31 protein-coding genes are annotated in these 26,639 nt (G+C 68.4%); 21 read left to right on the forward strand and 10 right to left on the reverse strand.

All coding sequences use genetic code 11. The features are described 5' to 3' along the window. Nucleotides 1–18 precede the first annotated feature (18 nt). Complete coding sequence (locus tag SROT_RS02930; RefSeq protein ID WP_013137518.1) at nt 19–306, reverse strand: hypothetical protein; 288 nt, start codon at nt 304–306, stop codon at nt 19–21. A gap of 162 nt (nt 307–468) precedes the next feature. Here SROT_RS02930 and priA point away from each other — a divergent pair, with 162 nt between their 5' ends. From priA to SROT_RS02970, 8 genes are all read left to right on the forward strand, one after another. Beyond that, the gene (gene priA, locus SROT_RS02935) at nt 469–1,215 is read left to right on the forward strand and encodes a bifunctional 1-(5-phosphoribosyl)-5-((5-phosphoribosylamino)methylideneamino)imidazole-4-carboxamide isomerase/phosphoribosylanthranilate isomerase PriA (RefSeq protein WP_013137519.1); all 747 of its coding nucleotides are present in this window, start codon (nt 469–471) and stop codon (nt 1,213–1,215) included. A 67-nt stretch (nt 1,216–1,282) separates the two neighbouring features. Then, on the forward strand, nt 1,283–2,086 hold the full coding sequence (gene hisF / locus SROT_RS02940; protein WP_013137520.1) for an imidazole glycerol phosphate synthase subunit HisF: 804 nt from the start codon (nt 1,283–1,285) through the stop codon (nt 2,084–2,086). Then, on the forward strand, nt 2,083–2,460 hold the full coding sequence (hisI, locus tag SROT_RS02945; protein WP_013137521.1) for a phosphoribosyl-AMP cyclohydrolase: 378 nt from the start codon (nt 2,083–2,085) through the stop codon (nt 2,458–2,460). The genes hisF and hisI overlap by 4 nt, the downstream gene beginning before the upstream one ends. Before the next feature lie 43 nt (nt 2,461–2,503). After that, nucleotides 2,504–3,034 (forward strand): hypothetical protein, encoded by a 531-nt coding sequence (locus SROT_RS02950; protein ID WP_013137522.1) that lies wholly within the window; start codon nt 2,504–2,506, stop codon nt 3,032–3,034. Nucleotides 3,035–3,067: 33 nt separating this feature from the next. Then, nucleotides 3,068–3,775 (forward strand): hypothetical protein, encoded by a 708-nt coding sequence (locus SROT_RS02955; protein ID WP_013137523.1) that lies wholly within the window; start codon nt 3,068–3,070, stop codon nt 3,773–3,775. A 121-nt stretch (nt 3,776–3,896) separates the two neighbouring features. Next, nucleotides 3,897–4,799 (forward strand): LysR family transcriptional regulator, encoded by a 903-nt coding sequence (locus SROT_RS02960; protein WP_013137524.1) that lies wholly within the window; start codon nt 3,897–3,899, stop codon nt 4,797–4,799. Nucleotides 4,800–4,944: 145 nt separating this feature from the next. Next, nucleotides 4,945–5,871 carry a class I SAM-dependent methyltransferase gene (locus tag SROT_RS02965; protein WP_013137525.1) on the forward strand — a complete coding sequence of 309 codons (927 nt, stop codon included), beginning with the start codon at nt 4,945–4,947 and terminating at the stop codon, nt 5,869–5,871. A gap of 106 nt (nt 5,872–5,977) precedes the next feature. Next, nucleotides 5,978–6,688 (forward strand): DUF1906 domain-containing protein, encoded by a 711-nt coding sequence (locus SROT_RS02970; protein WP_013137526.1) that lies wholly within the window; start codon nt 5,978–5,980, stop codon nt 6,686–6,688. 61 nt (nt 6,689–6,749) lie between these two features. On the opposite strand, the gene SROT_RS02975 is transcribed toward SROT_RS02970, so the two are convergent. Together SROT_RS02975 and SROT_RS02980 are read right to left on the reverse strand one after the other, a co-directional pair. Beyond that, entirely contained in the window at nt 6,750–7,001 is a 252-nt protein-coding gene (locus SROT_RS02975; protein ID WP_013137527.1) for a hypothetical protein, read from the reverse strand. A gap of 92 nt (nt 7,002–7,093) precedes the next feature. Then, on the reverse strand, nt 7,094–7,663 hold the full coding sequence (locus SROT_RS02980) for an Imm61 family immunity protein (RefSeq protein ID WP_013137528.1): 570 nt from the start codon (nt 7,661–7,663) through the stop codon (nt 7,094–7,096). 49 nt (nt 7,664–7,712) lie between these two features. Here SROT_RS02980 and SROT_RS02985 point away from each other — a divergent pair, with 49 nt between their 5' ends. The 9 genes from SROT_RS02985 to SROT_RS17395 all read left to right on the forward strand — a co-directional run bounded on the left by SROT_RS02985 (nt 7,713) and on the right by SROT_RS17395 (nt 15,304). Next, nucleotides 7,713–8,492 (forward strand): DUF1906 domain-containing protein, encoded by a 780-nt coding sequence (locus SROT_RS02985; protein WP_013137529.1) that lies wholly within the window; start codon nt 7,713–7,715, stop codon nt 8,490–8,492. Between the two features lie 135 nt (nt 8,493–8,627). Further along, nucleotides 8,628–9,437, forward strand: coding sequence for a DUF1906 domain-containing protein (locus SROT_RS02990; RefSeq protein ID WP_083777821.1), 810 nt, complete (start codon nt 8,628–8,630; stop codon nt 9,435–9,437). A 49-nt stretch (nt 9,438–9,486) separates the two neighbouring features. Beyond that, nucleotides 9,487–9,954, forward strand: coding sequence for a DoxX family protein (locus tag SROT_RS02995; RefSeq protein ID WP_013137531.1), 468 nt, complete (start codon nt 9,487–9,489; stop codon nt 9,952–9,954). A 481-nt stretch (nt 9,955–10,435) separates the two neighbouring features. Beyond that, nucleotides 10,436–10,876, forward strand: a complete 441-nt coding sequence (locus SROT_RS03000) for a hypothetical protein (RefSeq protein WP_013137532.1) — start codon at nt 10,436–10,438, stop codon at nt 10,874–10,876. Next, nucleotides 10,866–11,210: a hypothetical protein gene (locus SROT_RS03005; protein ID WP_013137533.1), complete on the forward strand. Its 345-nt coding sequence runs from the start codon at nt 10,866–10,868 to the stop codon at nt 11,208–11,210. The genes SROT_RS03000 and SROT_RS03005 overlap by 11 nt, the downstream gene beginning before the upstream one ends. Nucleotides 11,211–11,212: 2 nt before the next feature. Continuing rightward, nucleotides 11,213–13,054: an alpha/beta hydrolase gene (locus SROT_RS15485; protein WP_013137534.1), complete on the forward strand. Its 1,842-nt coding sequence runs from the start codon at nt 11,213–11,215 to the stop codon at nt 13,052–13,054. 8 nt (nt 13,055–13,062) lie between these two features. Further along, entirely contained in the window at nt 13,063–13,728 is a 666-nt protein-coding gene (locus SROT_RS03015; RefSeq protein ID WP_245535345.1) for a hypothetical protein, read from the forward strand. Between the two features lie 382 nt (nt 13,729–14,110). Beyond that, nucleotides 14,111–15,109, forward strand: a complete 999-nt coding sequence (locus SROT_RS03020) for a hypothetical protein (protein ID WP_148223322.1) — start codon at nt 14,111–14,113, stop codon at nt 15,107–15,109. A 39-nt stretch (nt 15,110–15,148) separates the two neighbouring features. After that, nucleotides 15,149–15,304: a DUF7161 family protein gene (locus tag SROT_RS17395; RefSeq protein WP_013137537.1), complete on the forward strand. Its 156-nt coding sequence runs from the start codon at nt 15,149–15,151 to the stop codon at nt 15,302–15,304. Nucleotides 15,305–15,397: 93 nt separating this feature from the next. On the opposite strand, the gene menE is transcribed toward SROT_RS17395, so the two are convergent. From menE to serS, 6 genes are all read right to left on the reverse strand, one after another. Continuing rightward, nucleotides 15,398–16,573 (reverse strand): o-succinylbenzoate--CoA ligase, encoded by a 1,176-nt coding sequence (gene menE / locus SROT_RS03025; protein WP_013137538.1) that lies wholly within the window; start codon nt 16,571–16,573, stop codon nt 15,398–15,400. Beyond that, nucleotides 16,566–16,877 (reverse strand): DUF3349 domain-containing protein, encoded by a 312-nt coding sequence (locus tag SROT_RS03030; RefSeq protein WP_013137539.1) that lies wholly within the window; start codon nt 16,875–16,877, stop codon nt 16,566–16,568. The genes menE and SROT_RS03030 overlap by 8 nt, the downstream gene beginning before the upstream one ends. Nucleotides 16,878–16,946: 69 nt before the next feature. Beyond that, the gene (locus SROT_RS03035; RefSeq protein WP_013137540.1) at nt 16,947–17,234 is read right to left on the reverse strand and encodes a hypothetical protein; all 288 of its coding nucleotides are present in this window, start codon (nt 17,232–17,234) and stop codon (nt 16,947–16,949) included. Then, complete coding sequence (locus tag SROT_RS03040; protein WP_041406863.1) at nt 17,231–18,490, reverse strand: inorganic phosphate transporter; 1,260 nt, start codon at nt 18,488–18,490, stop codon at nt 17,231–17,233. Before SROT_RS03040 ends, SROT_RS03035 begins: the two co-directional genes overlap by 4 nt. A gap of 134 nt (nt 18,491–18,624) precedes the next feature. Next, on the reverse strand, nt 18,625–19,023 hold the full coding sequence (locus SROT_RS03045) for a VOC family protein (RefSeq protein ID WP_013137542.1): 399 nt from the start codon (nt 19,021–19,023) through the stop codon (nt 18,625–18,627). Nucleotides 19,024–19,039: 16 nt separating this feature from the next. After that, the gene (serS, locus tag SROT_RS03050; protein ID WP_013137543.1) at nt 19,040–20,311 is read right to left on the reverse strand and encodes a serine--tRNA ligase; all 1,272 of its coding nucleotides are present in this window, start codon (nt 20,309–20,311) and stop codon (nt 19,040–19,042) included. A gap of 75 nt (nt 20,312–20,386) precedes the next feature. Here serS and menD point away from each other — a divergent pair, with 75 nt between their 5' ends. After that, nucleotides 20,387–22,045, forward strand: coding sequence for a 2-succinyl-5-enolpyruvyl-6-hydroxy-3-cyclohexene-1-carboxylic-acid synthase (gene menD, locus SROT_RS03055; RefSeq protein ID WP_013137544.1), 1,659 nt, complete (start codon nt 20,387–20,389; stop codon nt 22,043–22,045). Beyond that, nucleotides 22,042–22,482: a DUF3592 domain-containing protein gene (locus SROT_RS03060; RefSeq protein WP_013137545.1), complete on the forward strand. Its 441-nt coding sequence runs from the start codon at nt 22,042–22,044 to the stop codon at nt 22,480–22,482. The genes menD and SROT_RS03060 overlap by 4 nt, the downstream gene beginning before the upstream one ends. 82 nt (nt 22,483–22,564) lie before the next feature. On the opposite strand, the gene SROT_RS03065 is transcribed toward SROT_RS03060, so the two are convergent. Next, a complete protein-coding gene (locus tag SROT_RS03065; RefSeq protein ID WP_013137546.1) occupies nt 22,565–24,493 on the reverse strand; it encodes a gamma-glutamyltransferase family protein in 1,929 nt (642 codons plus the stop codon). 17 nt (nt 24,494–24,510) lie between these two features. Between SROT_RS03065 and SROT_RS03070 the strand changes: the two genes are divergently transcribed. Further along, nucleotides 24,511–25,671, forward strand: coding sequence for an isocitrate/isopropylmalate dehydrogenase family protein (locus SROT_RS03070; protein WP_013137547.1), 1,161 nt, complete (start codon nt 24,511–24,513; stop codon nt 25,669–25,671). Nucleotides 25,672–25,710: 39 nt separating this feature from the next. Then, nucleotides 25,711–26,616, forward strand: coding sequence for a class I SAM-dependent methyltransferase (locus tag SROT_RS03075; RefSeq protein ID WP_013137548.1), 906 nt, complete (start codon nt 25,711–25,713; stop codon nt 26,614–26,616). The last annotated feature ends 23 nt before the right edge of the window (nt 26,617–26,639 follow it).

Here is a 26,639-nt window from a genome sequence, read left to right on the forward strand (position 1 = left end):
TGCCGTTGCGGCGTGGAGTCAGGCCGCGATGGCGCGCATCGCTGAGCCGAACGGCGCCTGCCATCCTTGGCCGTACCGCGAGGTGACCAACTCCCACGCGTCGAGCGGGACAAGGCCGAATTGTTCGAGCAGCACCGCTTGGACCTGGTCGGGGGCCGCGTCCTCCGAATCCAGCAGCAAGTCCGCTTCGAGCGCCGTGCGGTTTTCGCGCAGGCCGCGCTGGGTGTCGTAGAGCGCGATCCAGAACCCCGTCTCATCGTGGTGCACGATCACTTGGTACAAAGCGGGGTCCTCTTGATGCGTCATAACAGAATGATAACGAGGCGGTCTCGTTTTTTCTAGACCCACAATTCGGCGGTTCTCGACGCACACTTCGGGGGACCGAGCCGCCGCCGCGCAGGAGTGCGTCCTCTGCCACAAAAAGCCAGTCTCGGCCAGGGCAGCGGGAGCATCAGGCACAATGGTCCGGTGCATGCCAGCTCTCCTTTGATTCTTTTGCCCGCCGTCGACGTCGTGGACGGGCAGGCCGTGCGCCTCACTCGGGGCGAGGCGGGCAGCGAGACCGGCTACGGGGCTCCGCTCGAAGCAGCGCTGGCCTGGCAGGAGGCCGGAGCCGAATGGGTCCACCTCGTCGATCTCGACGCCGCGTTCGGCCGAGGCAGCAACCGGGAGCTGCTTGCCGAAATCATCGGAAAACTCGATGTGAAAGTCGAGCTTTCCGGGGGCCTGCGAGACGACGAGTCCCTGCGCGCGGCGCTCGCCACCGGCTGCGCCAGGGTCAACCTCGGCACTGCGGCGGTGGAGAATCCCCAGTGGACCGCTCGGGCGCTCGCCGAGCACGGCGAGAAAATCGCCATCGCGTTGGACGTCCTGCACGGGCAGAACGGTTGGCGTTTGCGCGGCAGGGGATGGGTCTCGGACTCCGGCGACCTTTGGGAGGCCCTCGAGCGGCTCGACCAGCAAGGCTGCGCCCGTTATGTCGTCACCGACGTGAGCAAGGACGGCACCCTCGCGGGCCCGAACCTGCGGCTGCTCGGCGAGGTGGCCGACGCGACCAGCGCGAAGGTGATCGCCTCTGGCGGCGTGTCCAGCGTCGACGACCTCGTCGCGATCGCCGGGCTCATTCCGCGCGGCGTGGAGGGGGCCATCGTCGGCAAGGCGCTTTACGCCGGCAATTTCACTTTGCAAGAAGCATTGGCGGCGGTCGCGTCATGACGCTCGCGCGCTGTTTGCCGGTGGCTCGGCGGCAGGAGCGGAGCCCCTTGCCCAGGCGGGCGGGCGCATGACGCTCGCCACACGAGTCATCCCCTGCCTCGACGTCGACAAGGGCAGGGTCGTCAAAGGCGTCAATTTCGTCGATCTGCGCGACGCCGGGGACCCAGTGGAGCTGGCGAAAGCGTACGACACAGTGGGGGCCGACGAGCTGTGCTTCCTCGACATCACCGCCTCCAGCGACGAACGGGCGACCACCCTCGACATGGTGACCCGCACCGCTGAGCAGGTGTTCATCCCGCTCACCGTCGGCGGCGGGGTCCGCGACGTCGCGAGCGCGGACGCGCTTCTGCGCGCCGGCGCGGACAAAGTCGCCGTCAATTCGGCAGCGGTCGCCCGCCCCCGGCTGCTGTCCGAGCTCGCCGAGCGGTGGGGGGCGCAATGCGTGGTCATCGCTATCGACGCTCGGCGGGCGCGCCCGCCGGAGGCGCGCAGCGACCGCCCCGGCGCGGCGGCCGGTCCGTCCTGGAGCGGCTTCGAAGTCGCCACGCACGGTGGTCGGCGGGGCACGGGGATCGACGCGGTGCGGTGGGCGCGCGAGGCGGTCGAGTTCGGAGCCGGTGAAATCCTGCTCACCTCGATGGACCGCGACGGCACGAAGAGCGGCTTCGACCTGGAGCTGATCGGCGCGGTGCGGGCGGTCGCGCCGGTCCCCGTGATCGCGTCCGGCGGGGCCGGGACGGCCGGGCATTTCGCCCCCGCGATCCACGCCGGAGCGGACGCCGTGCTCGCGGCAAGCGTTTTTCATTTCGGAGAGATCGCGATCTGCGAGGTCAAGGCAGCGATGGCGGCCGAAGGTATCGTGGTGCGATGAGCGAATCCCCCGCGCCCGGCCCCGCCCCCGCGCTCGACCCGGCGGTCGCGGCGCGGCTCAAACGCAACGCCGACGGCCTCGTGGCGGCTGTGGTGCAGCGGCGCGGCACCGGCGAGGTGCTCATGATGGCCTGGATGGACGACGAAGCCCTCGCGCGAACGCTCACCAGCCGCCGGGGCACGTACTTCTCCCGCTCACGGGGCAGACTGTGGGTCAAGGGCGAGACGAGCGGCAACACGCAAGAAGTGGTGGAGGTCCGATTGGACTGCGACGGGGACACGGTGCTCGTGGTCGTCGACCAAACCGGCCCGTCCTGCCACACCGGCACGAGCACCTGTTTCGACTCGGACGTGCTGTTGCGCCCGAAAGTGTGAGGCGTCTCTCTGGTCGTGGCGGGATGTGCGAAGATAGATCGCTATGAGCAAGACAGTGCTGCGGACGCTGGCGTTGTTGTTCGGGGCCGTGCTGCCCCTGAACGTCGCCCCGCTCGCCTTGGCGGACGACGATGACGACGACGGCGAGGGGGCTTCCGCCCCCCCGTACTGGAACAACGCCGGTCCGGTGGACCCCGACGACCCCGTGGTCGTGTATTCCGACCAGCCGACCGCCGAAGTGGACTACGAGGTCACCGGCACGTCGCGGTCAGCCGACTTGTTTTTCGGCACTCCGGGCGGCACCCTGCGCCACCAGGGGTACGTCCTCCCGTTCCGCCAAAAGGAAGTGGCCTGGCCTCCGGTGCAGTTCATGCCGATGTTCGCGACCATTCCCGCGATCAACGACTGGATCGCGCTCCCGAACGGCAACAGCCGAAGGCCGGGCGACCACAGCCTGACCGGGGGCACCGCCACCTGCCGCATCTGGGTCTCCGGCAAACTCGTGCAGGAGCGCAGCGCCAGCGGAGTGAACCACACCGCGAAATGCGCGGTGACGGTCCGTTTCTTCCAATAAGCCGGAACGCCCGCGCTCTGGTAGGGTGCGCGCATGCTGAAGAACGCTCGCCGCGCCCAAATTCTTGGCGCGCTTGTCGTCGCGGGAGCCTGCGGCGTCGGCCTTTGCCTGGGCCAAGGGGATGCTTCGCTGGTGCGAGAGGCGCTTGCCGCCCCGACCTCACCCACGGTGCCCCCGCCCCCGCCGGGCGGCGGCGGCACCATGCCGTCGACCTATGTCGCGCCGACCACAGGGATCATCGACACCGTCGTGCCGAGTTCCGCAGTGGTTTCCTACCAGGTGATCAGCGATTCCCCTGAGGTCGTGACGGCGAATGTCAAATACACCGAGGACGGCGCGATCACCGGCTTCGCCCCTGTTGCCCTGCCCTGGACGAAACCAGTGGCAGTTGCTCCGCCGTTGTCCATCGTGACGGTGTACGCGACGCTTCCCCAGTCGCCGGCCGTCGCCGACCCCGAAGGCGGTGGGACGCAGGCCGATCTCGCCGACGCGACGATCCGCTGCCGGGTCCTGGTCAACGGAGCTGTGGTCAAGGAGGATTCCGCCAAAGGCCCCAATGCCACCGCGACCTGCTCGGTGAGCGTGAATGTTGACAGCTCGCTGCCCGCCGCCCCGGCGCCATCCGGCGCGCCGGGCGCGCCAGCCCCCTCCGCCGCCCCCGCGGTTCCCCCTGCGCCCGCTGTTCCGGGCGAACCCCGGGTGACCACGCTCGCGCCTCCCGCTCCTGCCCCCGGACGATGACGTCTCGGCCCGAGCGGCGCGCATGGGCGTCCTTGCACGGCGGACGCGAGACTTCTGTCGCGGGCGATTCGCTTTCCCGGGACATCCCCATCGCGTATAAGCACACGTCAAAAGGGCATCCATGCTGAATGAAGATCTCGATTGGTTCATCACCCTTGCTGAGACCGAACATATGACTGAGGCGGCCCGGCTGCACAGCATGTCGCAGCCCGCGTTGTCACGCGCGCTGGACCGGCTGGAACGCAGGTTGGGCACCAGGCTGTTCGACCGGCACGGCAAGCGGTTGGCGTTGAACCAACGCGGCAGGGTGCTCTACACCCATGCCCGGCGCGCGGTCGCCGAAGTGGAGGCCGCGATCCGCGAGATCGGCGACATGGTCGCGGCCCCTGGAGTCGTCCGGCTCGGTTTCTTGCATTCCTTCGGCATGTGGCTGGTGCCGAAATTGGTCAGCGGGTACCGGGAGGAGCATCCTTCGGTCAACTTCGAGCTGACCCAGGACGCCGCCGACAAAGTGTGCAGGCGCATCATAGACGAAGAGCTCGACCTCGGGATCGTCGCGCCCCGCCCCAACGACCCGAAGCTGGCATGGCAGCCGCTTTTGCGGCAAAAGCTCTGTTTGGCGGTGCCCGCAGGGCATCGGTTGTCCAGGCAGGACAGCGTGCGCCTTGCTGAGGCTTGTGATGAGCCGTTCATTTTGATGTCCCAAGGCCACGGTATGCGCAGGCTGGTCGAAGAGCTGGCGGCGGCGGCGGGTTTCCAGCCGAAAGTCGCTTTCGAGTCCACGGAGCTCTGGACGATCCGGGGTTTGGTCGCGAGCGGGCTGGGGGTGGCGCTCATTCCGTTCGAGGGCGAGGAGGCGGGCGGGCCGCAAGGCGGCAATGTGGTGGTGCTGCCGCTGGAAGACGCCGGGGCCGAGCGCGAGGTTGGTTTGGTGTTCAAGTCCGGGATGGCGCTCTCGGCCCTGGTGCAAGACTTCAAACAGTTCGCTCTGCAGTGGGCTTTCGAGCAGCGGGCACGGGGCTGAAGCTGGCCTTTCCCCGCCTCTCACGACGCCCGAGGCCGGCGACTGGCCAGCGGCGAGCAACTGTCCGCCCAAAAAAGGAACGCACGTTCCGTCATTTTGCCCTATCGTGGTGACGAGCGACGACCGCGAATGAGAGGCAGAAACGATGACAACACCAGACGCCGCATGGGCCCGCTCCGAAGGCGACAGCTGGGACATCGTCAGCAGCGTCGGCTTGACCGCCCTGGGCGTCGCGGCGATGCGCGCCTTGGAGACCAAGCGCGACGACCGGCTGGTCGAGGACCCGTACGCCGAGCATTTCGTCCGAGCGGCGGGCGAGGAGAACCTGCTGGCGCTGCTCGAGCAGCCTGAGCTGGCAGAGCAGTCTGTTTTCGACCCGCATCGGCATATGGGCGTCCGGTCCAAGTTCTTCGACCAGTTCTTCCTCTCCGCAGCCTCGGCGGGCTCCCGGCAAGGGGTCGTCCTCGCCGCCGGTCTCGACGTGCGCGCGCACCGGCTCGACTGGCCGGACGGCCAAGTGGTCTTCGAAATCGACCAACCGCAGGTGCTCGCGTTCAAACGCGAGGTCTTGGCCGAGCTCGGGGCCAGCGCGAAGTCTGACCGCCGCGAGGTGGCCGTCGACCTTCGCGAGGACTGGCCCGCCGCGCTCAAGGCCGCCGGGTTCGACCCGTCCGCCCCGACCGCTTGGTCGGCGGAGGGGCTCTTGCCGTATTTGCCGGGCGCCGCGCAGGACTTGTTGTTCCAACGCGTCGTGGAGCTCTCCGCGCCCGGCAGCCAGATCGCGGTCGAATCGTTCCGCGGCCGTTTCAACCCGACGCGGTTCCAGGACGTCCAAAGGAAGTACACCCAGGATCAAGGCAACCCGTTCGCCAAGATCGACATCTCCAAGCTTTTCTACAATGACGAGCGCGCCGACCCCGAGCAGTGGCTCCGTGAGCGCGGGTGGGCCGTGCGGGCCGCGAACATCCTCGAGCTCTGCGACGAGTACGGGGTCCCTCCCATGGAGCTCCCCGAGGAGATCCGGGACATCGTGCGGCACATGGTCTACTTCAGCGCCGTCCTGCCTCGCTGACGCGGGCCCGCGCGGGAGCGCCGCGCCGTTTCTCGGTTCGGTCACAGCTCGGCCACGGCGGCTCGTCTGTGCGGCTCCGCCGCCGCGGCTGTGCTGTGCTGTTCGTATGACCCTCGACCGACGCGCGGTGCTGCGCGGCGCCGCGACACTGGGCGTGGCTTCCGCCCTTGGGCTCTCCGCCCCGCGCGCGCACGCGGCGGGCGGCGTCTTGTTGGACTTCGCCGGCGCCGCGCCCAGCCCGGCGGCGATCCGGGGCGCTGGGGCCATCGGGACGATCCGGTATGTGAGCGACGAGCGCAACGGTCCAGGGAAGCGGTCGTCCAAACCGGTCACCCGCGACCAGGTGCAAGTGTCGAAAGCCGCAGGCCTCGTCATCGTCTCCTGCTATCAGTACGGCAAGAACGAGACCGCGGATTGGAAAGGCGGCCAGCAAGCCGGGCTCACCCACGCGCGGCGCGGAGTGCAGCTGCATCTTGCGGCGGGCGGGCCTGCCGGGGCCCCGATTTACGCGTGCATCGACGACGACCCCTCCGACGCGGAACTGCAAGGGCCGATCCGGGGCTACCTCCTCGGCTGGCAGCAGATCGTCGGCCCCAACGCCGTCGGCGTCTACGGGAACCCCCGGACCATCGATTTCTGCCTGCGCTCGGGGGTGGGGAAGTGGTTCTGGCAGCACGACTACGGCAACCCCGGCTACCGCACGCATCCGGCGGCGCATCTGCACCAGCGAGCGGCCTCGATGCAGCCCCAACCAGTGGTCGGCGGAACCCTCTGCGATATCAACGACATCATCAAACCGTCATTCGGCGCCTGGTGAGGTTGCTGCGGAGGGCGCTCATGCCTTCAGGGCGCGCGTCGCAGTCGGGCGCGGGCTCTCCCTAGTCGTCCCAGCGGTCGCGGTCACGCCAGCGGCCCCCGTCGTCATTGCACAGCCGGATATGGCCGTGCCGGGTGTGGATGCAGCCTCGGGTCGAGCCGTCGTCGCTGAGGCATCCGCTGAAATGCGGGGTGTCCCCACAGAGCTCCGCGTCGGCCGCTGCCGGTTGGGCCTGGGCGACGGCGAGAAGGCCTGCGCACACGCCCGTCAAAAGCGCGGCATTGCCGAACGCGAACGCCTTTGTCCGTATCATTCGCCCCTCCTGGAATAGGGTGGTGATTGCCTTGCGGGGAAGGTGAGCATGAAGAAAGTATTCTCTGCAAGAAGAATACTGGCGCCCTGTCGTCACGCGCCGCGCGGCTGACCAGGAGCGGGAAGGATTGCTGCGGTCTCAGCCCGCGCGGTCGCATCCCGCACCGCGAAGAGCGGTTTGCCCTCCGGGTCGAGCAATGAGGTTTCCAGCTGGTCGAGCGTCGGGGCGAGAGAGCGGGACAGGGCGACGAGGCTCTGCTGCTCGCCCTTGGCCACAAGCCGCCCGGCAGCGTCCCGCAACCCGTCTTCGATCCGGTAGCCGCTGGCGATGTCCGTCCGCGCCTGAAGTTCCCGCAGGCCGAGCCGTTCGCGCACCGCGTCGGCGAGCAGGCCCCAGAAATACCGTTCCACTGCGGCGAGGCCGCTCGCCGCGAAGACGAGGCGCTCGGCGCTGCCCTTGGCGACCTCGACCCAGCCGTCGCTCTCCCGGCGATGCAGCAGGTACGCCGTCAGGACCCGGCCCCCCTGGTCTTCCTCCCAGATCGAGCAGTCCCCCTGCTCGTCGAAGGACCCGTCGTCGTTCCAGCGGCTCGCCGCCCACCCCGCCCGTGCGAGCCAGGCCAGGAACCTGTCGGAAAGGGCCAGGCTCTGCGCGTCCGTCATAGCCGGTATCCTATCGAGCCCTCACAGGCCGGTCTGCTAAGAAGGGCCTATGACCCTGTCGAGAAGAAATGTGCTGCGGGGGATGGGCGGCGCGGCTTTGGCCGCCGGACTCGTCCATGCTGCTCCTGCCTGGGCCGACCCGGACGACGACGCCGACGACCCCGAAGACGACGCTCCTCGGCCCAAACGGCCGGGCCCTGTCAACTGGGGCCTCGGCAAAATGCTCGACTACTCGGCGGGCGTCCCCGCGCCGGAAGCGATCAAAGCCGCAGGCTACCTCGGCTCTTTCTGCTACGTGTCCGACCAGGCGAAAGGCGAGGAGTGGATGAAGGCGAAGCCGTTGACCCGCCCGGTCGCCGACGCGATGCGGGCGAGCGGCTTGATCATCGCCTCCGTGTGGCAGTGGGGCGGACAGACCACCGCCGACTGGCGGCGGGGGCACGACGCGGGCGTGAAAGCGGCCCGCCGCGCGATCACCCTGCACCAGGCCGCCGGAGGCCCGGACCACGCCGCCATCTACGCGTGCGTCGACGACGACCCGACCCCCGACCTCTGGGAAGACTCCATCGCCGACTACCTGCGGGGTTTCGAAGAGGTCATCGGCCATGAGCGGCTCGGCGTCTTCTGCAACCCGAAGACCATCGACTGGTGTTTGGACGCGGGCCTGGGCACGTATTTCTGGCAGCACGACTGGAACAACGACACATTGGCGTTGCACCCCGCCGCCCACCTGCACCAACTCCCCGGCCGAAAACCGTGGGTGGTGCAGGTGGACAACGTGGAGTGCGATCAGACAGCGGTCTTGAACATGGCCTTCGGCCAGTGGTGACCCGCCCCGGCTCCTCGGCGGCCCAGGGTTTTTTCGGCGTGCGCGGCCTCGCCAAACCCCGCCAACTCTGCTAGACATATCTCGGTCAGATCTCGAAGGCAGCATATGCCGCTCTTGTGACGAATGGTGATAACTATGGCTCTCAGCAGGAGAGACGTTCTGCGCGGCCTGAGCGCCGCGCCAGTGCTGGGCCTCGGCGCGATCGCCGCCCCGGCCCGCGCCGACCAAGAGTCCGACAACGCGGACGGGGGTTTGTGGGGTCTGGGCACATTGGTGGACTTCTCGGCCCGGGTCCCGGACCCCGCCGCGATCAAGGAAGCAGGGCACCTTGGGGCGGTGCGCTACGTCAGCGAACGAAGGCCCACGGAGCCGTGGATGCTCGCCAAACCGGTGACCTCGGACGAGGTGGCGGGCATGCGGGAGCACGGCCTCGCCGTGGCCTCGGTGTACCAGTGGGGCAAGAACCTCACCGCCGACTGGCGCGGCGGGTACGACGGCGGAGTCGACGCGGCCCGTCGTGGGGTCGAACTGCACCTCGCGGCGAGCGGCCCGGCGGACGGCGTGATCTACGCGGCTCTTGACGACGACCCGGACAGAGACGCCTTCGACACGCTCATCGCCCCGTATTTGACGGCGTGGCGCGACGTGATCGGCAACGAACGCCTCGGCGTGTACTGCAACCCGAAGACCATCGACTGGTGTTTGGGCGCGGGCCTGGGCACGTATTTCTGGCAGCACGACTGGGGCAACCCCTCCGGGGCCGAGCACGCTGCCGCGAATCTGCACCAGCTGCCGAACTCCAAAGGCAATCTGCGCGTGATCGACGGCGTGCCGTGCGATGTGAGCGTCATCCTGAAACCGGACTACGGGCAGTGGGGACAGGCGAACGCCGCGCTCGCCGCAAGCGCCGAGCAGGCCGCGAACGACGACCCTGTGTCGAGCTGAGTCCGTTATGCTCAGAGTCGGAACGTTCCTACTCTGAGAGGCAGTGCTCATGGCGCGAGGTATTCGGGATGTCGGACTGTTGCTGGCGCGGCTGGGCTTCGCGTTCGCCCTGCTGCCGCACGGCTGGGAAAAGCTGCACGACATCGGCTTCTCGGGCACGGCGGACGGGTTCGCGAAGATGGGCGTGCCTTTCCCCGAGGTCGCCGCGGGCGTCTCCATCGCCGGGGAGTTCGCCAGCTCGATCCTCCTCGCCCTCGGCCTGCTCACCCCGATCGCCGGTCTTGTCGCCGTCGTTGCCATGCTCGGGGCGGTCTTCACCGCGCCAAAACATTTCTTCACAGCAGGGGCCGCCCACATGGACCAGGGCGTCGTCAACCTGTTGGACACGCACTGGGCCGGTTCGGAGGCGTTCGTCTTCGCCGTCGCCGCCCTCGCCTTGACCGTTGCGGGGCCGGGTCGGTTTAGTGTGGACAAGTCGCTCTTCGGCAGGCCAGAGTGGTTCGCGCCCAGGGAGTGAGGTTTTCGCGATCCGCCATCGCCGGTCACCGGATCCGGGGTATCGCTGGCGCTTCGGCGCAGCCCCGCTGTCCGTCTCTCATGCCAATATCCCGGTGACGAATATTCACACGCCACAATCTTGCACATCACTCCTGTGCGGAACAAGCAGATACAAGCTCGTTGGAAACCATTTTTGCCGCTTCAAACATTTTTTCAAGCGAGGCATTGTCAGCCTTATTCGGGAGTGCTAGGTTCGCGACCATGACCACCGCAGATGCCGGGAGAGCGCTCCTGTCCGGCCCTGGCCCGGAGTTCCGGAGGCCCCAACGCGCTTCAGCCAAGACTCCATGTGCCGCCGGCCCTCCCACCTCCCCGGCGGCACATGGCTCAGCCTGAGACAACGCAAACTGAGACAAGACGAAACGCAAACTGAGACAAGACGAAACGAAACGGCCTCACCGCGCCACCGAGGGCGCGGACCTGCAAAAGGAGAACCTGCAATGACATATGGGGGTCGCAGCCACGGCTACGAGGATGTCGGCCCGCGTGTGAAGCAGTTCGGGCACTTCGAGAGCGCTGATGAGGAGCAGATCGACCCGAGGATTCTGCAAGAAAAGGCCCGTAAGGCCGAGGCCGTGTTGAAGGAGTACGAGCGGCGTGGGCCGCAGTCGTTCGCGACGATGCGGTGGAGCCCGGAGAAAGGCGTGTCTGCCGCGCCGTTGCGGGCGAGGCCGAGCGTTTCGGCGCAGGACGGGTCGGGGGCTGACACGGGTTTCCCCGCGCCGCCGCCTGTCGAGCCTGGTCGGGGCGCTGTGCCTGTGGAGCCGCCGAGAGCGCCGCAAGGCCCGAGCCCTTACGGCCCGCCGTCACCGTATGGCCCGCCGCCGATCCCGCCGCGCCCCAGCGGCCTATCGCGAGGAGGTTCCTCGTATGGCCGGTGACCCGTTAAGCACGAACATCGAGCGTTTGCGCTTGTTCGGGCAGAATGTGTCGGACGGCTCGGAGCAGGCCGAAAGCGCAGGGGCGGGTGGACTCTATGGCTCGGTCTCGTTACCAGGAGCGGAGACCGCGCAAGCCGCCGTGGATGCGGCGCAGGCGCATCGGGCGGTGGTGGGGCGTTTGCGCGGCGAGTACGCGTACGCGGGCGAGGAGACGGCTTCGGATGCCGCGCGTTTCCAAGGGCACGAGGAGGATCACGCGGCCCGGTTCCGGCAGACCTACGATGAGATCGACCAGAGCGCGACGGGCTTGGGCGCGCAGAGCGCGGAGGCGTGAGCATGGGCGAGTTTACGATGAGCCAGATAGCGTCTTGGCGACCGGAAACCCTCATCGCGGGGGCGGACGAGGCCAAGGCGCACAACACGCGACTGCTCGGCATCTTGGACGGCATCAAGGACGCGACGAACAGGATGGCCGGTGAGTCCTCCGGGGCTGGTGAGACGGCCCGTTTCGACTTCATCGACCGCACCACCAAGTTCGGTTACAGCAAGCACGAGCTGATGGTGCAACACCAGCAGCTCGTGGAGGAGGCCGGATACGACCTGAAGGCCAAAGCCGACCGGGTGCTCACCGAGGCGCAAGCGGCGCGCAAGGCCGGTTTGGTCGTGTGGGACGACGGCCAAGTGTCCGGGGAGGTGCCCCGCCAGCGCGAGGAGCTGGAGAAGTACACGGCCAGCATCGGGGAGGCCAAACACGCTTTGGAGCAGGCCGACCGAGAGCACGCGAGGAAAATCCGCGAACTCAACGACAAGATCAAAGAAGGGACCGAGGGCGGCTACCGGGAGGCCGATTACTTCCAGAAGTTCGGCAACTTGAAAGACGAGCCTTTGGACCCGGACAAAGCCGCCAAGGAACGCGCGGGGCGCATCGCGGACGGAAAAGAGCCCCTGCCGACCGATCCCAAAGAGTTGAACGAAGTGTTCAAGCACCTGCACGGGGGTAAGGACGGCCCGGATGGGGACAAGTCGATTTTGGCCGAGTTGTACCGCCGCTACCCCGAGATCGGCAACAAACCAGGGTTTCCGTTCGAGAACCGGGACTACTGCAACCGGCTCCACCTCAACGACCTGAAACAGCTGGTACGGGACGAGATCCAAAGATTGCAGAACGAGCACCCCGATTGGAAGACTGACCAGATCCCCGGTTACAAAGAGAATCCGCACATGCCGCCCGGATTCAACGAGGAGCAAAAACAAGCCCAGCAGTTGAACAACCCTGAGTGGAACGAGTGGAAAACACGCATTGCCGAGATGCAGCACCGCCTGGACGGCTACAACAACCTCCAGGCGACGCTCGACAAGACGACACTGCCCAAAGCGCTCGGGGGCGACGGCCTGCCGCGCTTCCTCAGCTTCCTTGACGACAAGGGCCACACGGCGGTCACCATCGGGGACGCGGACCACGCGACGAAAGTCGCCACGTTCGTGCCGGGAACCGGGCAGGACATGACCAAGATGACCGGCTCCGACGACTACTCGGCACGTCTCTACACAGAGGCTTTAAACCAAGGCAAAGAGCACGGGATTCAACCAACAGATATCTCGGTGACGACGTGGATGTGCTACGACCGGCCTATGGACATCTTCGACCCCACAAAGGGCAGTTGGGCGGGCGACCCGAAATTCGCGCTCGACGGCGCGCAAGCGCTGGACGACTGGCAGTCTGGTTTGCGATTCTCCCACGACGACGCCAACCTTGGAAGGGCGTATCAGACGGTCATCGGGCACAGCTACGGATCGGTGGAGGTCGGCGCGGCGGCGTCGAACGGGCACCACCTGGACGCTGACGCGATGGTCGGCGTGGGCAGCCCCGGCATGATCGGCAACAGCGCCCACGACATGAACATCAACCAGGGCGGGGAGGTCTACATCGCGACCGCCGACAACGACATGATCCGAGTCGCCACCACGCTCGCCCCGATTGGGGACAACCCGCTGGGAAATGATCCGAGCACATGGGGCGACGCCACCCAATTCCAAACCGATCCGGGCAAGAAGGGCGACGGCTGGCTCACCGGAGACCTCAGCGGCGACGCCCACGGCAGCTACTTCCAGCCAAACAGCACGGGATTGAAGAACATGGGCCGGATCATTGTCGGACGAGAACCGGAGCACAAGTGAACGCCGCCATGAAGAACAGCGACATCCGCGTGAAGGGGACAACGGCCCTGCTCTTCTCTGCGCTCGTTGTCGCGATCCTTGCCGGGTGCGGCGGACACGAGCACACACAATCGAGCGCAGCGACACCGCCACACCACAACGACGTGACCACCCTCGACATGAAACCAGAGCCCATGACAGTCTCCCCCAACATCACCAGCCAACGCCAAGCCCAAGAGACCCTGTACGGGTACATGCAGAAGACGCTGCAAGGACTGCCGGACAACATTTTCCTCGACAACAAACGCTACGGCGGGTACGGAGGAGGCCATACAGCCGCGTGCGACTCGGAGCGCGTGGACCGGGAGAACTCCCCGGTGGACTTCGGGGACTATCGGGACATGCACACCCCGCCAGGAAGCGACTATAACGCCCTCATCGCCAAAGTCGGGGATATCTGGAAAAGCTGGGGTTGGCGAGTGGAAGAACGCGACGACGACAAGCCCAACCGCTACGGACACTCGCCAGACGGCTACACCCTGAGCATCCAGTCGGCAGGGGCCTATGAACCGACAATGGTTGGTGGCACGCCGTGCTTCCCTGCGAGCCTTCGTGACGACACCGTGCCGCAACCGAGGGTCATCAGCAAAGACAAGCTGCTGTACGACGAGCCGAGCGCTGCGCCGACGCGATGAAGCTTTCCCCGGTGTTTGTCGCTGTTCTCGCCGCAGCCCTCGTCTCTGGCTGCGCGACCACCGGGCACGCACTGGGCCGGATCGGAGGCGTTCGTCTTCGGTGTCGCGGCCCTCGCCCTGACTGTTTCGGGACCGGGTCGGTTGAGTTTGGACAAGTCGCTCTTCGGCAGGTCGGAGTGGTTCACGCCGGGGGAGTGAGGTTTCCGCAGCTTGCCGAAAGCGGCGGCAAGGTTCTCTTCGTGTGCTGGCGCGTGACTCCTTCTGCTGACAGTTGCGGTATCCAGGGCTGCGCAGAGTTCATTACATCTATAATCCGGACATGAAATCGGGCCTGCATAGGAGGCGGGACGGGGCTAACGCGGCCCCTCACAAGAGCACGAGGGTGTCGAAACTGTTGACATCGTTCCTCGCGGTCTCGGGGCTCATCGTCTGCTTGGGCGGCTGCGACTACCCAGACCGGCGCTCGGAGGCGAACTCCGTAGGGGCAACCGTGCGCGCACTGCCGGGCGTTGCCTCAGCTGATGTCCGCTATGACACGAGTTTCGACGGCGGTGCGCACTTCGACCTGGACGTAAAACTTGCAGACAATGCCTCCGCCGCGCAGGCGGCGGCAATGGGGAGAGTGTTCGTGGATCGAATGAGAGCCTCCGAGCTCGACCAATTCGATGTCACTCTCAACGTCCAGTATAGGTTTACGAGCAGCACCGCCAACGAACCGGCACGAGGCTCTTCGGCAACTCTCAAATTCAACGAGCGCGCGAACCCTCCAAACGGTCCCTCGGGCGCGGAAACGTCCGACAGCCTGGCCTTGTGGTTAACGGTCGCCCAATCACCTTTTTTCTTTGGTGTCGGCATGACCCAACCCACCTTCGAGGGACCAGACTCCTCCAGAGACATGTTCATCGAGCTACCTTTCGATACAGACGACGCGACCATTTCCGACTTCATCCATGAGCACCCCGGCCTAGACACGGCCACTTGGGTCACGACAATCCCGGACTGGGAAGCGGGCCTGCGCCCTGCCGCCTACAAATTACGTGGCGAATTCCCCGACAAGCACCGGCGCGAGCTATGGAAAAAACTCCTCAAACAACTCGGCGCCAGCGACAAGATCGACTTAGAGATCGACGCGATCAAAGCTCCTGCTGGCCGCGCGCCCGTCTACCTTGAAATCATTGATCACAGCTCGAAAGAAAAGGTTCCTCAGGTCGCGCGCTCAGTCGCGGCGGCCGCCCTCGGGTTCGGGGACATCGTTGATCTCAGGTTCGGCTCAGAGTACGGGCGGATCGAGCTCGTCGAAGGCGTATGTGAGCAGCCCCAGCCTTCGAAACTTCTCGCCGATCTAGAGAACGAGCTGCGTCAGCAGTACAAGCACTGCTGACGACCCCACTTCGGTATCGACCCCAAAGAGAGGCGTGAGATGACTGATGATGGCAAGGCTTGGGAGCCTGTCGCTTACGATGCGGTCGGGTTGCGCGGGAGAACTGCGCGGATCACCGCCGACATCCCGCGCGACAGCAGCATCGTGCCCTCCGACCTGGCTGAAGGGGTGAAAAGAGGTCGCCATCGTCCATGACAACGAGCTGGCGGTCCGGTCAGAGCGAGCCCGAACCCGCGCCCTGACCAGCGCCGCTGCAGGCCAAGATAGTTCGGCGTTGGGGAAGGACCGCTACGCGAAGAGGCGCACGAGGGCTTGACGGTCGGTTTTCCCGAGCCCGGTGCGAGGCAGCTCGCCGACGAGGCGCAGCGCCCGAGGCGCTGCCAGCGCATCGAGGAGCCGGGTGACGTGCTCGCGGAGCTCGTCCAGGGCGGGCGGGGACCCCTCGGGCACGACAACGGCCGCGACGGCTTCGCCGAGCCGGTGGTCTGGCACGCCGACGACCGCGCATTCTCGGACGCCAGGATGTCGAAGCAGCGCTTCCTCGACCACTTTCGGGGCGATGGTGAGGCCGCCGGTGGAGATCCCTCCGTCCAACCTGCCGAGCACCCGCAGCCGCCCGGCTTCGCGCTGTCCCGCGTCCGAGGTGGCGAACCAGCCGGGCCGGGCGAAAGCGGGATGCTCCGGCATGCCTCGGTACCCGCTCGCGAGCATGGGACCGGCGAGGTGGATGCGCTGGTGCGCGTCGATCTCGACGCGCACGCCGTCCAACGGGACCTGGTCGTAGACGCATCCGCCGCAGGTTTCGCTCATGCCGTAGGTGGTGACCACCCGCACGCCTGCCGCGTGCGCTTCGGCGCGGATCTGCGGGGCGAGGGCCCCGCCTCCGACGAGCACAGCGTCCAATGCGGCCAACGCTTCCCGCGCGGCGGGCACGCCAAGCGCCTTGACGAGTTGGTTCGGCACCAGCGAGGTGTAGCGTCTGCCCGCGCCGAGCGCGGCGACGGCGGCGGGCAGCGCGGCGGGGTCGAATCCGCCTGACACGTCGATCACCGCGGGTTCGGCGCCTTCCAGAACGGCCCGCACGAGCACCATGAGCCCGGCGATATGCCATGCGGGCAGGGCGAGCAGCCATTGCGCTGGCTTTTCGCCTTGCTCTTGGTCGGGGCCGTTGAGCCGCGCGTGTGTCGCCGCCGCGCTCGCGGCAAGGGCGGCGGGGGACAGCAGCGCCCCTTTCGGGGCTGCGGTGCTGCCGGAAGTGGCGAGCACGAAGGCGGGGCCGTCTTCTATGGGCTCGCCTGCGCGCAACGCGGTGCGGAGCATGGCCGCGTGGTGTTCCTGCTGTTCTGGCACGGGCAGGAAGGCGTGCGGGTTTTCGCCGTCGAGGGCTGCGCGGATCAGGGGGAGCAGTTCGAGAGCGCGCGCTCCGTCGGGAACCGGCAGCGCCTTCAGCGTGCGCTCAGGCACCGGTCTTGCCGGATCCGTCCTCGTCTTCCCACACCAGGTCGCCGAGGCGCTGGCGGATGCGGTCGACGTCCTCCGCCCTGGGCAACTCGTTCGTGATTTTCGTGATGAGCACGCCGATGTCGATGCTGGACGCTGCGCCGCGCCCGTTCTCGTTGAGTGTTTCCGCGAGCTGGCGGATCTCCCCTTCGGAGAGTTTGCGCGGCATGAGCGCGAAGAGCGGGACGTAGTCTTGCTCCGGAATTCCTTGGGGGTAGGCGGCCCGCAGCCACTGCACGATCGCTCTGAGCGTCGGAGGAAGTGACATAGCAGGTCTCCTTTCAGGTTCCCGTTCGGTCCAGGTTACTTGATCGAACGCCGCGAGCGCTCGGCGAGCCTAGACCAAACCCACAGCGTGCAGCAGGGGCTTGCCGAAGACGATCACGGCGATCCCGAAGGCGATCAGGGCGAGGACGGCGGCGAAGGCAAGCCAGGCGAGGGCGACCCGCGCCGGGTTCTTCGTCGCCGCGACCGTGCCGGCGGTTTCCGGCTCGCCGCCGTAGAGGCTGGTGAGCCCCGCGGCGAACAAGGCTGGCAGACCGGCGCCGAAAATGACGCCGACGATCAGCACCGTGATGACGGCTTTGCCGACGCCGAGAAAATAGTCAGCGTTGAACTGGTTCACTCCGCACTTCCCTTCACGCCGACGCCGACCGTCGCCCTCGGGGGCGCGGGGGAAGTCTCGGTTGCTGTCGTTGTCGCGGCCGGGGGGGTCTCGTCGGCCCACTCCGCGTTGACGTTGTCCGGGCTGATGTTGTGCTTGCGGGCGCGCAGCCACATCCAGAAGCAGGCGCCCAGGAGGAGGACGAAGATGGTGAGCGGCCCGCCGAGGCCGGGCACCAAGCGGGCGATCTGGAAGCAGGTCCAGCCGACCACGGCGGCGGCGGGGAGGGTGACCAGCCAGGCCGCCGCCATCCGGCCCGCGACGTTCCACCGGACCTCTGCGCCTTTCTTGCCGATGCCGGTGCCGAGGATGGAGCCGGTCGCCACATGCGTGGTGGACAACGCCATGCCGCCGTAGCTGGAGCTCAAGATGATGGCCGCGGCGGAGGCTTCCGCCGACATCCCCTGCGGCGACTCGATTTCGACCAAACCTTTGCCGAGGGTGCGGATGACCCGCCAACCGCCGGAGTAGGTGCCCAGGGCGATGGCGATCGCGCAGGCGGCTTCGACCCAGAGGGGGACGACCGGGGAGCCTTGCGCGTCGGTGGTCGCGTGGTTCGCGGCGACGAGGGCGAGGGTGATGACGCCCATGGTTTTCTGCGCGTCGCCGGTGCCGTGGGCGAGGGAGACGAGCGAGGCGGAGCCGATCTGGCCGATGCGGAAGCCGCGTTCGCGCGCGGACCCGGTCACCCGAGAGGTGATTTTGTACACCAGCCAGGTGCCGGTCGCGGCGACGACGGCCGCGACGATCGGGGAGACGACGGCGGGGATGACCACGGACTTGAGGACGCCGCTCCACAAAACTTTGCTCACGCCGAGCCCTGCGATGGTCGCGCCGATCAGGCCGCCGAACAAGGCGTGCGAGGAACTGGACGGGAGGCCGAGGAGCCAAGTCAACACGTTCCACAGGATCGCGCCGATGAGGCCGGCGAAGACAATGGTGAGCAGAACGCTCGGCTGCACCCCCTGCGCGGCCTGCCCGGTTTTGCCGTCGTAGATCTTGACGATCTTCGTCGCCACCGACAGCGCGACCTCGGTGGAGAGGAACGCTCCGACCAAATTGAGGACGGCGGAGAGGCCGACTGCCACCTTCGGTTTCAACGCGCCGGTGGCGATGGAGGTGGCCATCGCGTTGCCGGTGTCATGGAATCCGTTGGTGAAATCGAAGCCGAGGGCGGTGACAATGACCAGCGCCAAGACAATGAGTTCGGTGTTCACACCATGCATTGTGTCGGGCGGGGCCGCTGTTGTCTAGCTCGGGGCCGAGGTTTGTTGCGCAGGCCTCCCGCGCGACAACCGGAGTTCACCTGATATTCAGAAACGCTTCGGCGGGGCTTGCCGCCGGGTGCCCCTCACGGCTGCGCCGGAGGCTTCCCGGCCCTGCGCTGCGGGTGGTCCTCCGGAACGTGCGCCAAGATCAACAACGTGCCTTGCGGGTCGCGGACGCGCAATTCGTGCAGCCCCCACGGCTCCTGCTTCGCCTCGCGCTCGATCTCGGCCCCGGCGGCGCGCAACTCGCGCTCGGCGGCGTACACGTCGCGCACCTGGAGGTAGACCGCGGACGCTTTGCCCGGCTCGGGCGGGGCGCTCTCGCCGTGGCCCGCGAGCTCGATCAGCCCGCCCCCGGCGAAGAACACCGTCCCGCCGGGGTACTCGCGAAAGACCGCGAGGCCGAGCACGTCCCGGTAGAACCGCAGCGACCCCTCGTAATCGGAGGGGTACAGAATGAACTTGCTCGCCAAAACGTCCATGCGCCGATCCTACGGCTCAGACCGGGCGCAGCGCGTCCGCGCCCATGAACCCGCGCAAGGCCTCCGGCACGAGGACGCTGCCGTCCGGCTGCTGGAACTGCTCAAGGATCGCGATGACCGTGCGCCCGATCGGCAGCGCCGAGCCGTTGAGCGTCGCAGGCCAGATCCGCTCGCCGTCCTTGCCTTTCACGCGCAGCCCGTTGCGGCGGCTTTGGAAGTCGGCGCAACTGGACACGCTGGAGATCTCGCGGTAGGCGTTTTGGCTGGGCAGCCACGCCTCGATGTCGAAGGTCCGTTCGGCGGTGAAACCGAGGTCGCCCGCGGGCAGGTCGATCACCCGGTAGTGCAAACCCAGCTCGCGCAGGCACCGCTCGGCGTGGCCGAGCATCAGCTCCTGCTGCGCCTGGGCGTGCTCCGGGAGCACGACCCGCACCAGCTCCACTTTGCTGAACTGGTGCTGGCGCAGAATGCCCTTGGTGTCCCTGCCGTACGAGCCTGCCTCCGAGCGGAAACAGCTCGAATGCGCGGTCGCGGCGATGGGCAGCGCGTCGGCGCCGAGGAACTCCCCCGCGTAGTAGTTCACCAGCGGCACTTCCGCGGTCGGGATCAAATACTGCGGCTCGCCGGTGGCGATCTTGAACAGGTCTTCGCCGAATTTCGGCAGTTGTCCCGAGCCGGTGAGCGTCTGCGCGCCCACGATGAGCGGCACGGAGAACTCCTCGTAGCCGTGCTCCCGGGTGTGCAGGTCCAGGAAGAACGAGGCCAGCGCCCGTTCCAGCCGCGCGCCCTGGCCTTTGAGGAAGCTGAACCTGGGGCCGGAGAGCTTCACCGCCCGCCCCAGGTCGAGGATGCCCAGCTGTTCGCCCAGCGCGACGTGGTCCTTCGGGCCGTCCGGGTACTCGGCGGGGTCGAACGTCTGCTGTTCGCCGACCACGCGGACGATCTGGTAGTCCGACTCGCGCAGCCCTTCCGGAGCCGCGTCCGAGGGCAGGTTCGGGATCGTCAGCAGTTCCGCTCGCAGCGCTGCCTCCAGCTCGTCGAGGGCGGCCTCGGTCTCGCGCACCTGCTCTTTCACCGCGCGGGCGTGTTCGGCGTGCGCTTGTTTGTCCACCGCGTCCTTGCCCGCTTTGCCCAGGGCCCGCACTTGCGCGCGCAGCTCGTCGGCCTGGCGGCGCAGGGCCTTGCGCTGTTCGCGAAGAGACTCCAAACGCGCGATGTCGAGCTGGTAGCCGCGCCTGGCGAGCTTCGCGGCGGCTTCCGGGGTCAGGAGGACGTCGAGGTCGTGCATGAGCTGAGAGCCTACTGGGTGCGCGCCCTGCGGCCCAACTGGTTTCTCGTCGGCCGCATCTGGCACGCTGGACGCATGAACCCGTCCACATTGCAAGCGCGGGTGCTGGTCGACGAGTTCCTGCGCGGCGGGGTCCGCGAGGCGGTGCTGTGCCCGGGCTCGCGCAACGCGCCGTTGTCCTTCGCCCTGCACGCCGCCGAACGCGCCGGGCGGGTCCGGCTGCATGTGCGCATCGACGAGCGCTCCGCGGGGTTCCTCGCGGTCGGCCTCGCGGCGGCTTCGGGGGCTCCGGTCATCGTGGTGATGACGTCGGGGACGGCGGTGGCCAATCTCGGGCCTGCCGTCTGCGAGGCCAACTACGCGCGCGTGCCGCTCATCGTGCTCAGCGCCAACCGGCCGTACGAAGTGCTCGGCTCCGGGGTCAACCAGGTGATCGAGCAGCTGGGCCTGTTCGGCTCCCAAGTGCGCGAGGCGGTTTCCGCCGGGCTCGCCGAGCAAGCGGCGACGTCCGGCAGCCAATGGCGGGCCCGCGTGGTCCGGGCGTTGTCGGCGGCCACGGGCACGCGCACCGGCAACGCGGGGCCGGTCCAATTCGACGTGCCGTTCCGCGAGCCCCTCGTGCCGCAGGCCCCCGAGGACGACTTGGAAAGCCACTGCGGCGGGGCGTTCGCGGGCAGGCCCGGCGGCGGGCCGTGGACGCAGATCCCCCAGGGCGGGTTCGAGATCCCCACCCCGATCGACCTGTCCGTGCCGACCGTGGTCGTCTCCGGCCACGGGGCGGGCTCGCATCCCGAGCTCGCCGCGCTCCCCACGGTCGCCGAGCCGACCGCGCCGGTACCGGCCAATCCGTTGCACCCGTTCGCCGTGCCCCACGTCGGGGCCGAACAAGCGGTCATCTGCGGGCGCCCGACCCTGCACCGCCAGGTCGCCTCCTTGCTCGCCGACCCCGCCGTGCGGGTCTACGCGCTGACCACCGGGCCGCGCTGGCCCGATGTGGCGGGCAACGTCGCGGGCACCGGCACGCGCGCCGTCCCGGTCGGCTCCCCGGACCCGGCGTGGCTGCAGCGCTGCGCGCGGGCGCACGCCGCGGCTCTCGGCTCGGTCGGCCGAGGGCTCGACGCCGAGGCGGCCACGACTGGCCTGCATGTGGCCCGCGCCGTGCTCGCGGCCCTGCGGCCGGGGGACCAGCTCGTGCTCGGGGCCTCCAACCCGGTCCGGGACGTCGCGCTCGCGGGCGGCGTCCCCGCCGGGGTCGCGGTGCGCTCCAACCGAGGCGTTTCGGGGATCGACGGGGTGCTCTCCTCCGCGGTCGGCTCCGCGTTGGCCCACGAGGGCCGCACCATCGCCCTGCTCGGCGACCTCACCTTCCTGCACGACGTCTCGGGTTTGGTGATCGGGCCGCACGAGCCGAAGCCTCGCTCGCTCGCCATTGTCGTGGCGAACGACGACGGCGGGGGGATCTTCGAGCTTCTGGAACAGGGCGGGCCGGAGTATCGGGCCGAAGCGTACGGGGACGCCTACGAGCGTCTTTTCGGCACCCCGCACGGGAAAGACTTCTCCGCGTTGTGCGCGGGCTTGGGCGTGGCGCACGTCCGGGCGGCGCTGGACGAGCTGCCCGCGGCGCTCGGCGCTGAGGCCGAGGGTCTGCGCGTGGTCGAAGTCAGGACCGACCGGGGCGCGCTTCGCGATCTGCACCGGGCCATGCGCGAGTTCGACCTCGGCGAGGCCCGGTGAACCCGGCCGCCGCCACATGGACCTGGCGGGGTCTGGCGGCCGTCGGGTGCCTCGTCACCGTCATGTGCGGGCTGCTGTTGGCGGGGACGTGGCGGGACGACCGGAAGATCGACGCCGACATGTCCACCACCCGCGCGGAAGTGGTCTCCACCGTCTCGAACAAAGTGGTCGTGCGCTACGCGGTGACGGCGGCCCCGAGCCTGCGCACGAACGGATTGCTCTCCCCGGGCGGGGTGTTCGGCCTGTTCACCACGGATGTGCCGCAGCCGGGCGAGGGCGTGATGGTGGAGTATTCGCGCGCGAATCCGGACCTGGTGCGGGTCGCGGACCGGGGGTTCGAATGGGCGGCGTTCCGCGTCGCCGCGTTCCTCGCCGTCGTGTGGGCGGCGCTGGGCGGCCTCAGACTGCTGCTGTGGCGCCTCGTGCGCCGGGGATGAGGGGCGCCGGGCTGCGCTTCGGCATTCCGATACAACCAGCCCTTCAGACAGCCACATGGCGACAGTCTCGGAGGCCGGCGAGCTAGGAGGCTGGCGAGGTGCGCTCCGCGTCGCCCATGACCACGCCCTCGCGGCGCGGGTCGGCCCCGCCTTCCCAGCCGGGCCCGGCCCGGCGGACCGCGGACAGCCCAGAGTCTTGCGGCGTGACGTCGACGGTGTGCCCGCGCTGCCGCAGCGCCTGCGCGAGCGGGTCGCTCGCCCCGTTGTCCGCCGCGTCCACCAGCGGGTGCTCGCCCCCGAGGTTCGTCACCGGGGAGTTCTCCGCGCCGAAGTCGACCATGCCGACCGCCTGCTGGGGGTCCAGGCCCCAGTCCACGAGGGCCACCAGGGTCTTCACCACGTATTGGATGATCGTGCCGCCGCCGGGGGAGCCGAGGACGTCTTCCACGCTGCCGCCTGCCGGGCCGTTTGCGCCGAACACCAATGTCGGGGACATCGAGCTGCGCGGGCGCTTGCCCGGCTGCGCGCAATTGGCCACCGGACGCCCTTCGGCGTCGGTTGGCCGCGCGGAAAAGTCGGTGAGCTGGTTGTTCAGGAAAAAACCGTCCACCATGTGGTACGATCCGAACGCGGACTCGACGCTCGTGGTCATGCTCGCGGCATTGCCTCGCGAGTCCACGACAGTGATCTGGCTGGTGCCGTGCTCGTGGCCGGGGGCGACGGCGAAATCCACCGGCCCGAAATCCCCGGCCCGCGCGGTGCCCATGCTGCGGGCCCGGTCGATGAGCGCGGCCCTGCCCGCGAGATAGCCGGGGTCGAGCAGCCCAGGCGGCGCCGTCACGAAATCCGGGTCGGCGAGGTATTTGTCCCGGTCGGCGTAGGCGAGCCGTTCGGCCTCCGCGATCAGATGCGCCGCGAGCGGGTCGGGCCGCCCGCCGTCCTCGCCGGGGCTGGCGGGGCGCAATGCGCCGAGGTCGAAGTGCCCGAGCATCCCGAGAACCTGCGCCACAGCGGTCCCGCCGGAGGACGGCCCCGGCATGCCGCAGACCTGTTTGCGCCGGTACGCGAAGCAGATCGGCGCGCGTTTTTTGGCCTGGTACCCGGCGAGGTCGGCGAGCGTCATCAGACCGGGGGTGCGCCCGCCCGCCGTGTTCGCGACCGCGTCCACGACATCGTGCGCGATGGCTCCCGTGTAGAACGCGTCCGGCCCTTCGCCGGCGATGGCGCCGAGGGTTTTCGCGTAGGCCGGGTTTCTCACACGGGTCCCGGCCGGTTTGGGACTGCCGTCCGGGTTCAAGAAATACGCGCTGGCCTGCGGGTCCAACCGCAGGCGGGCCGCCTCGGGGGCGAGCGCCGCCGCGAGGCGCGGGCTGATCGCGAAACCGTCGTCCGCGAGGGAGACCGCCGGGTCGAAGAGCGAGCGCCAGGGTTGCGAGCCGTGTTCGTTGTGGACGAGTTCGAGCAGGCGCAGCACGCCGGGGACGCCGATGGAGCGCCCGCTCGCCCTCGTGTCAGGCTTCGGCTCGCCGCGGTCGGCGTTGCTGATCCAGCGGAGAGAGTCGCCGTTTGCGGCGGCGGGAGCCGTCTCTCTCCCGTCGTAGGCGTCGAGTGCGCGCGTCGCCGCGTCGTAGTACAGCAGGAACGCGCCGCCGCCCAGTCCGGAGGACTGAGGTTCGACCAGGCCCAACACGGTTTGCGCCGCGACCAGCGCGTCGGCGGCGGTCCCCCCGGCGCGCAGCACGCCGCACGCGGCCCGGCTCGCCAGCGGGTTCGCCGTGACCACCATGAAGCTGCGGGTGGTGACGGCGCGCATGCCGGTGCGGTAGCCGTTGGCGTGCTCGGGGCGCTTGGCGATGTCCTGCGGGCCGTGCGTCGTCGGGACGGCGGTTTTTGCCACGCCCGTGCCGGGGCTGGCGTCCGCGCAGTCCGACGAGGCCGACGACGGGGGACGCCCGGTCCCGCAGGCGACCAGGCCGCCGCCGAGCAGGACGGCTGCGAGCAGGAACCTCATATCGTTACGCTACACAGATGGCCGAATCTGAGAACGCCGCGCCCAGGCCTGAGGTCGCGGCGCCCAGGCCGAAAGCCGCGATGCGCAGGCCCAAGGTCGCTGTGCTGCCGGGCGACGGCGTCGGCCCGGAAGTCCTCGACGCGGCCCTGCCGGTCGTCGAGGCGTTGGGTTTGGACTGGGAGCTGTTGTTCGGAGAGATCGGCTGGACGTGCTGGCAGCGGGACGGCGAGCCGGTCCCGGCGGACACCTGGCGGCTCATCGAGGACAGCGACGCGGGCCTGCTCGGAGCCGTGACGAGCAAACCGGAGCAGGAGGCCCAGGCGGAGCTGGCGCCGCGTCTGCGCGGCGCGGGCCGCGTGTACCGCTCGCCGGTGGTGCAGCTGCGCCAACGGCTGGACCTGTACGCGAATCTGCGCCCGGTCGTCGATTACCGGGCGCAGCCCGCGCAGTTCGACTACGTCATCGTGCGGGAGAACACCGAAGGGCTCTACGCGGGCTTCGACGTCGCGGAAGTCCGGGGCGAGCTGTGGGATCTGGTGCGCTCGCATCCCAACGCCGCGCGCAGCGGCCCGGACGGGGTGCGGGTCGCGTTGCGGCTGCAAACCGACTTCGGCACGGACCGGATCCTGCGGTTCGCCTTCGGCCTCGCCCGCGCGCAGGGGCGGTCCGGGGTCGTCGTCGCCGACAAACCGAACATCCTGCGCTCCAGCGGCGGGCGGCTGCGCGAACGGGTCGAGCGCGTCGCCGCGGAGTACCCGGAGCTGCGCGCCGAGATCTGCAACGTGGACGCGGTGGCGATGCGGTTGGTGACCGATCCGGCGGGCTTCGGCGTCATTGTCGCCGAGAACGTGTTCGGCGACATCCTTTCGGACGTGGCAGCCGGGGTCGCGGGCAGCATCGGCGTCGCGCCGAGCGGCAACGTGGGCGAGCGGTGGAGCTATTTCGAGCCGGTGCACGGCAGCGCCCCCGACATCGCGGGGCGGGGGATCGCGAACCCGTTCGGCATGATCCTCGCTGTCGCGGACCTCGCCGATCATCTCGGCGCGCAGGCCGAGGCGGGCGCGGCGCGCCGCGCGGTGCGCGCGGTGATGACCCGGGGCGAGCAGGTCACCGCGGATCTCGGCGGCTCCGCGACGACGCGGCAGTCGGCGCGTGCGGTGCTCGCCTGCCTCGTATGAGCCCGGACGTTTGTCGCCGAGGAGGACTACAGTTGGGGTGTGGCAGTCAACAATCCTTCTGATCGCACGGAGCACGACAGCTGGGACATCGTGAGCAGTGTCGGGTTCACCGCGCTCGGTGTCGCGGCGGCCCGCGCGCTGCAAAACCGGAGGGCGCAGCCGCTGGCGGTCGACCCCTTCGCTGAGGCTTTCGTCACGGCGGCAGGGCATCCTGAGACACAAGCCCTCCTCGAAAACGCGCCGGAGGAAGCGCAATGGGACGAGCAGACCGCGTTGTGGACGGACTTCTTCGGCGCGCGGACCCGCTATTTCGACGAATACTTCGCGGGGGCGGGCACGCCGCAAGTGGTGATCCTCGCGGCGGGGCTGGACTCCCGCGCCTACCGGCTGCCGTGGCAGACGGGCTCGGTGCTGTTCGAAGTGGACCAGCCCGAAGTCTTGCGGTTCAAAGCGGACGTGATCGGCAAGCTGGGCGCGCAGCCGCTCGTGGACCGGCGCGAGGTCGCCTTCGACTTGCGGGACGAGTGGGCCGCCGCGCTCACGGCCGCAGGGTTCGACCCCGAGAAGCCGACCGCCTGGCTCGCCGAGGGGTTGTTGATCTACCTGCCCGGCCCGGCGCAAGACGCGCTCTTCGCGCAGATGCACGCGCTGTCGGCCCCAGGGAGCCGTATGGGTGTGGAAAACGGGTTCCGCCCCGGGGACGTGGAACGGGTCCGCGAAGCCGCCGCCAAAGGCGTGGTCCTGCGCAGCGGCGGCTCGGATTTCGACCCGACCACGCTGTGGTACGACGATCCCAGGGCGGACCCGCAGCAGTGGCTCGCCGAACGCGGTTGGACGGTCGCCCCGGTCGGCCGCGCCCAGGTCGCCGCCTCCTATGGCAGGCCGTTCCCGGAGCAATTCGCGGCGCTGTGGTCCTCGACCGGCTATTTCACCGCCGAGCGCTGATGCGCCCACGCACTCGCGCGCTA

The sequence above is a fragment of the Segniliparus rotundus DSM 44985 genome (assembly GCF_000092825.1).
Lineage (GTDB): Bacteria > Actinomycetota > Actinomycetes > Mycobacteriales > Mycobacteriaceae > Segniliparus > Segniliparus rotundus.

Excerpts from the sequence above, each read along its gene's own strand:
- SROT_RS02930 (WP_013137518.1), bottom strand. The coding sequence starts at position 306 with ATGACGCATCAAGAGGACCCCGCTTTGTACCAAGTGATCGTGCACCAC.
- hisF (WP_013137520.1), top strand. The coding sequence starts at position 1,283 with ATGACGCTCGCCACACGAGTCATCCCCTGCCTCGACGTCGACAAGGGC.
- hisI (WP_013137521.1), top strand. The coding sequence starts at position 2,083 with ATGAGCGAATCCCCCGCGCCCGGCCCCGCCCCCGCGCTCGACCCGGCG.
- SROT_RS02950 (WP_013137522.1), top strand. The coding sequence starts at position 2,504 with ATGAGCAAGACAGTGCTGCGGACGCTGGCGTTGTTGTTCGGGGCCGTG.
- SROT_RS02955 (WP_013137523.1), top strand. The coding sequence starts at position 3,068 with ATGCTGAAGAACGCTCGCCGCGCCCAAATTCTTGGCGCGCTTGTCGTC.
- SROT_RS02960 (WP_013137524.1), top strand. The coding sequence starts at position 3,897 with ATGCTGAATGAAGATCTCGATTGGTTCATCACCCTTGCTGAGACCGAA.
- SROT_RS02965 (WP_013137525.1), top strand. The coding sequence starts at position 4,945 with ATGACAACACCAGACGCCGCATGGGCCCGCTCCGAAGGCGACAGCTGG.
- SROT_RS02970 (WP_013137526.1), top strand. The coding sequence starts at position 5,978 with ATGACCCTCGACCGACGCGCGGTGCTGCGCGGCGCCGCGACACTGGGC.
- SROT_RS02975 (WP_013137527.1), bottom strand. The coding sequence starts at position 7,001 with ATGATACGGACAAAGGCGTTCGCGTTCGGCAATGCCGCGCTTTTGACG.
- SROT_RS02980 (WP_013137528.1), bottom strand. The coding sequence starts at position 7,663 with ATGACGGACGCGCAGAGCCTGGCCCTTTCCGACAGGTTCCTGGCCTGG.
- SROT_RS02985 (WP_013137529.1), top strand. The coding sequence starts at position 7,713 with ATGACCCTGTCGAGAAGAAATGTGCTGCGGGGGATGGGCGGCGCGGCT.
- SROT_RS02990 (WP_083777821.1), top strand. The coding sequence starts at position 8,628 with ATGGCTCTCAGCAGGAGAGACGTTCTGCGCGGCCTGAGCGCCGCGCCA.
- SROT_RS02995 (WP_013137531.1), top strand. The coding sequence starts at position 9,487 with ATGGCGCGAGGTATTCGGGATGTCGGACTGTTGCTGGCGCGGCTGGGC.
- SROT_RS03000 (WP_013137532.1), top strand. The coding sequence starts at position 10,436 with ATGACATATGGGGGTCGCAGCCACGGCTACGAGGATGTCGGCCCGCGT.
- SROT_RS03005 (WP_013137533.1), top strand. The coding sequence starts at position 10,866 with ATGGCCGGTGACCCGTTAAGCACGAACATCGAGCGTTTGCGCTTGTTC.
- SROT_RS15485 (WP_013137534.1), top strand. The coding sequence starts at position 11,213 with ATGGGCGAGTTTACGATGAGCCAGATAGCGTCTTGGCGACCGGAAACC.
- SROT_RS03015 (WP_245535345.1), top strand. The coding sequence starts at position 13,063 with ATGAAGAACAGCGACATCCGCGTGAAGGGGACAACGGCCCTGCTCTTC.
- SROT_RS17395 (WP_013137537.1), top strand. The coding sequence starts at position 15,149 with ATGACTGATGATGGCAAGGCTTGGGAGCCTGTCGCTTACGATGCGGTC.
- SROT_RS03030 (WP_013137539.1), bottom strand. The coding sequence starts at position 16,877 with ATGTCACTTCCTCCGACGCTCAGAGCGATCGTGCAGTGGCTGCGGGCC.
- SROT_RS03045 (WP_013137542.1), bottom strand. The coding sequence starts at position 19,023 with ATGGACGTTTTGGCGAGCAAGTTCATTCTGTACCCCTCCGATTACGAG.
- serS (WP_013137543.1), bottom strand. The coding sequence starts at position 20,311 with ATGCACGACCTCGACGTCCTCCTGACCCCGGAAGCCGCCGCGAAGCTC.
- menD (WP_013137544.1), top strand. The coding sequence starts at position 20,387 with ATGAACCCGTCCACATTGCAAGCGCGGGTGCTGGTCGACGAGTTCCTG.
- SROT_RS03065 (WP_013137546.1), bottom strand. The coding sequence starts at position 24,493 with ATGAGGTTCCTGCTCGCAGCCGTCCTGCTCGGCGGCGGCCTGGTCGCC.
- SROT_RS03070 (WP_013137547.1), top strand. The coding sequence starts at position 24,511 with ATGGCCGAATCTGAGAACGCCGCGCCCAGGCCTGAGGTCGCGGCGCCC.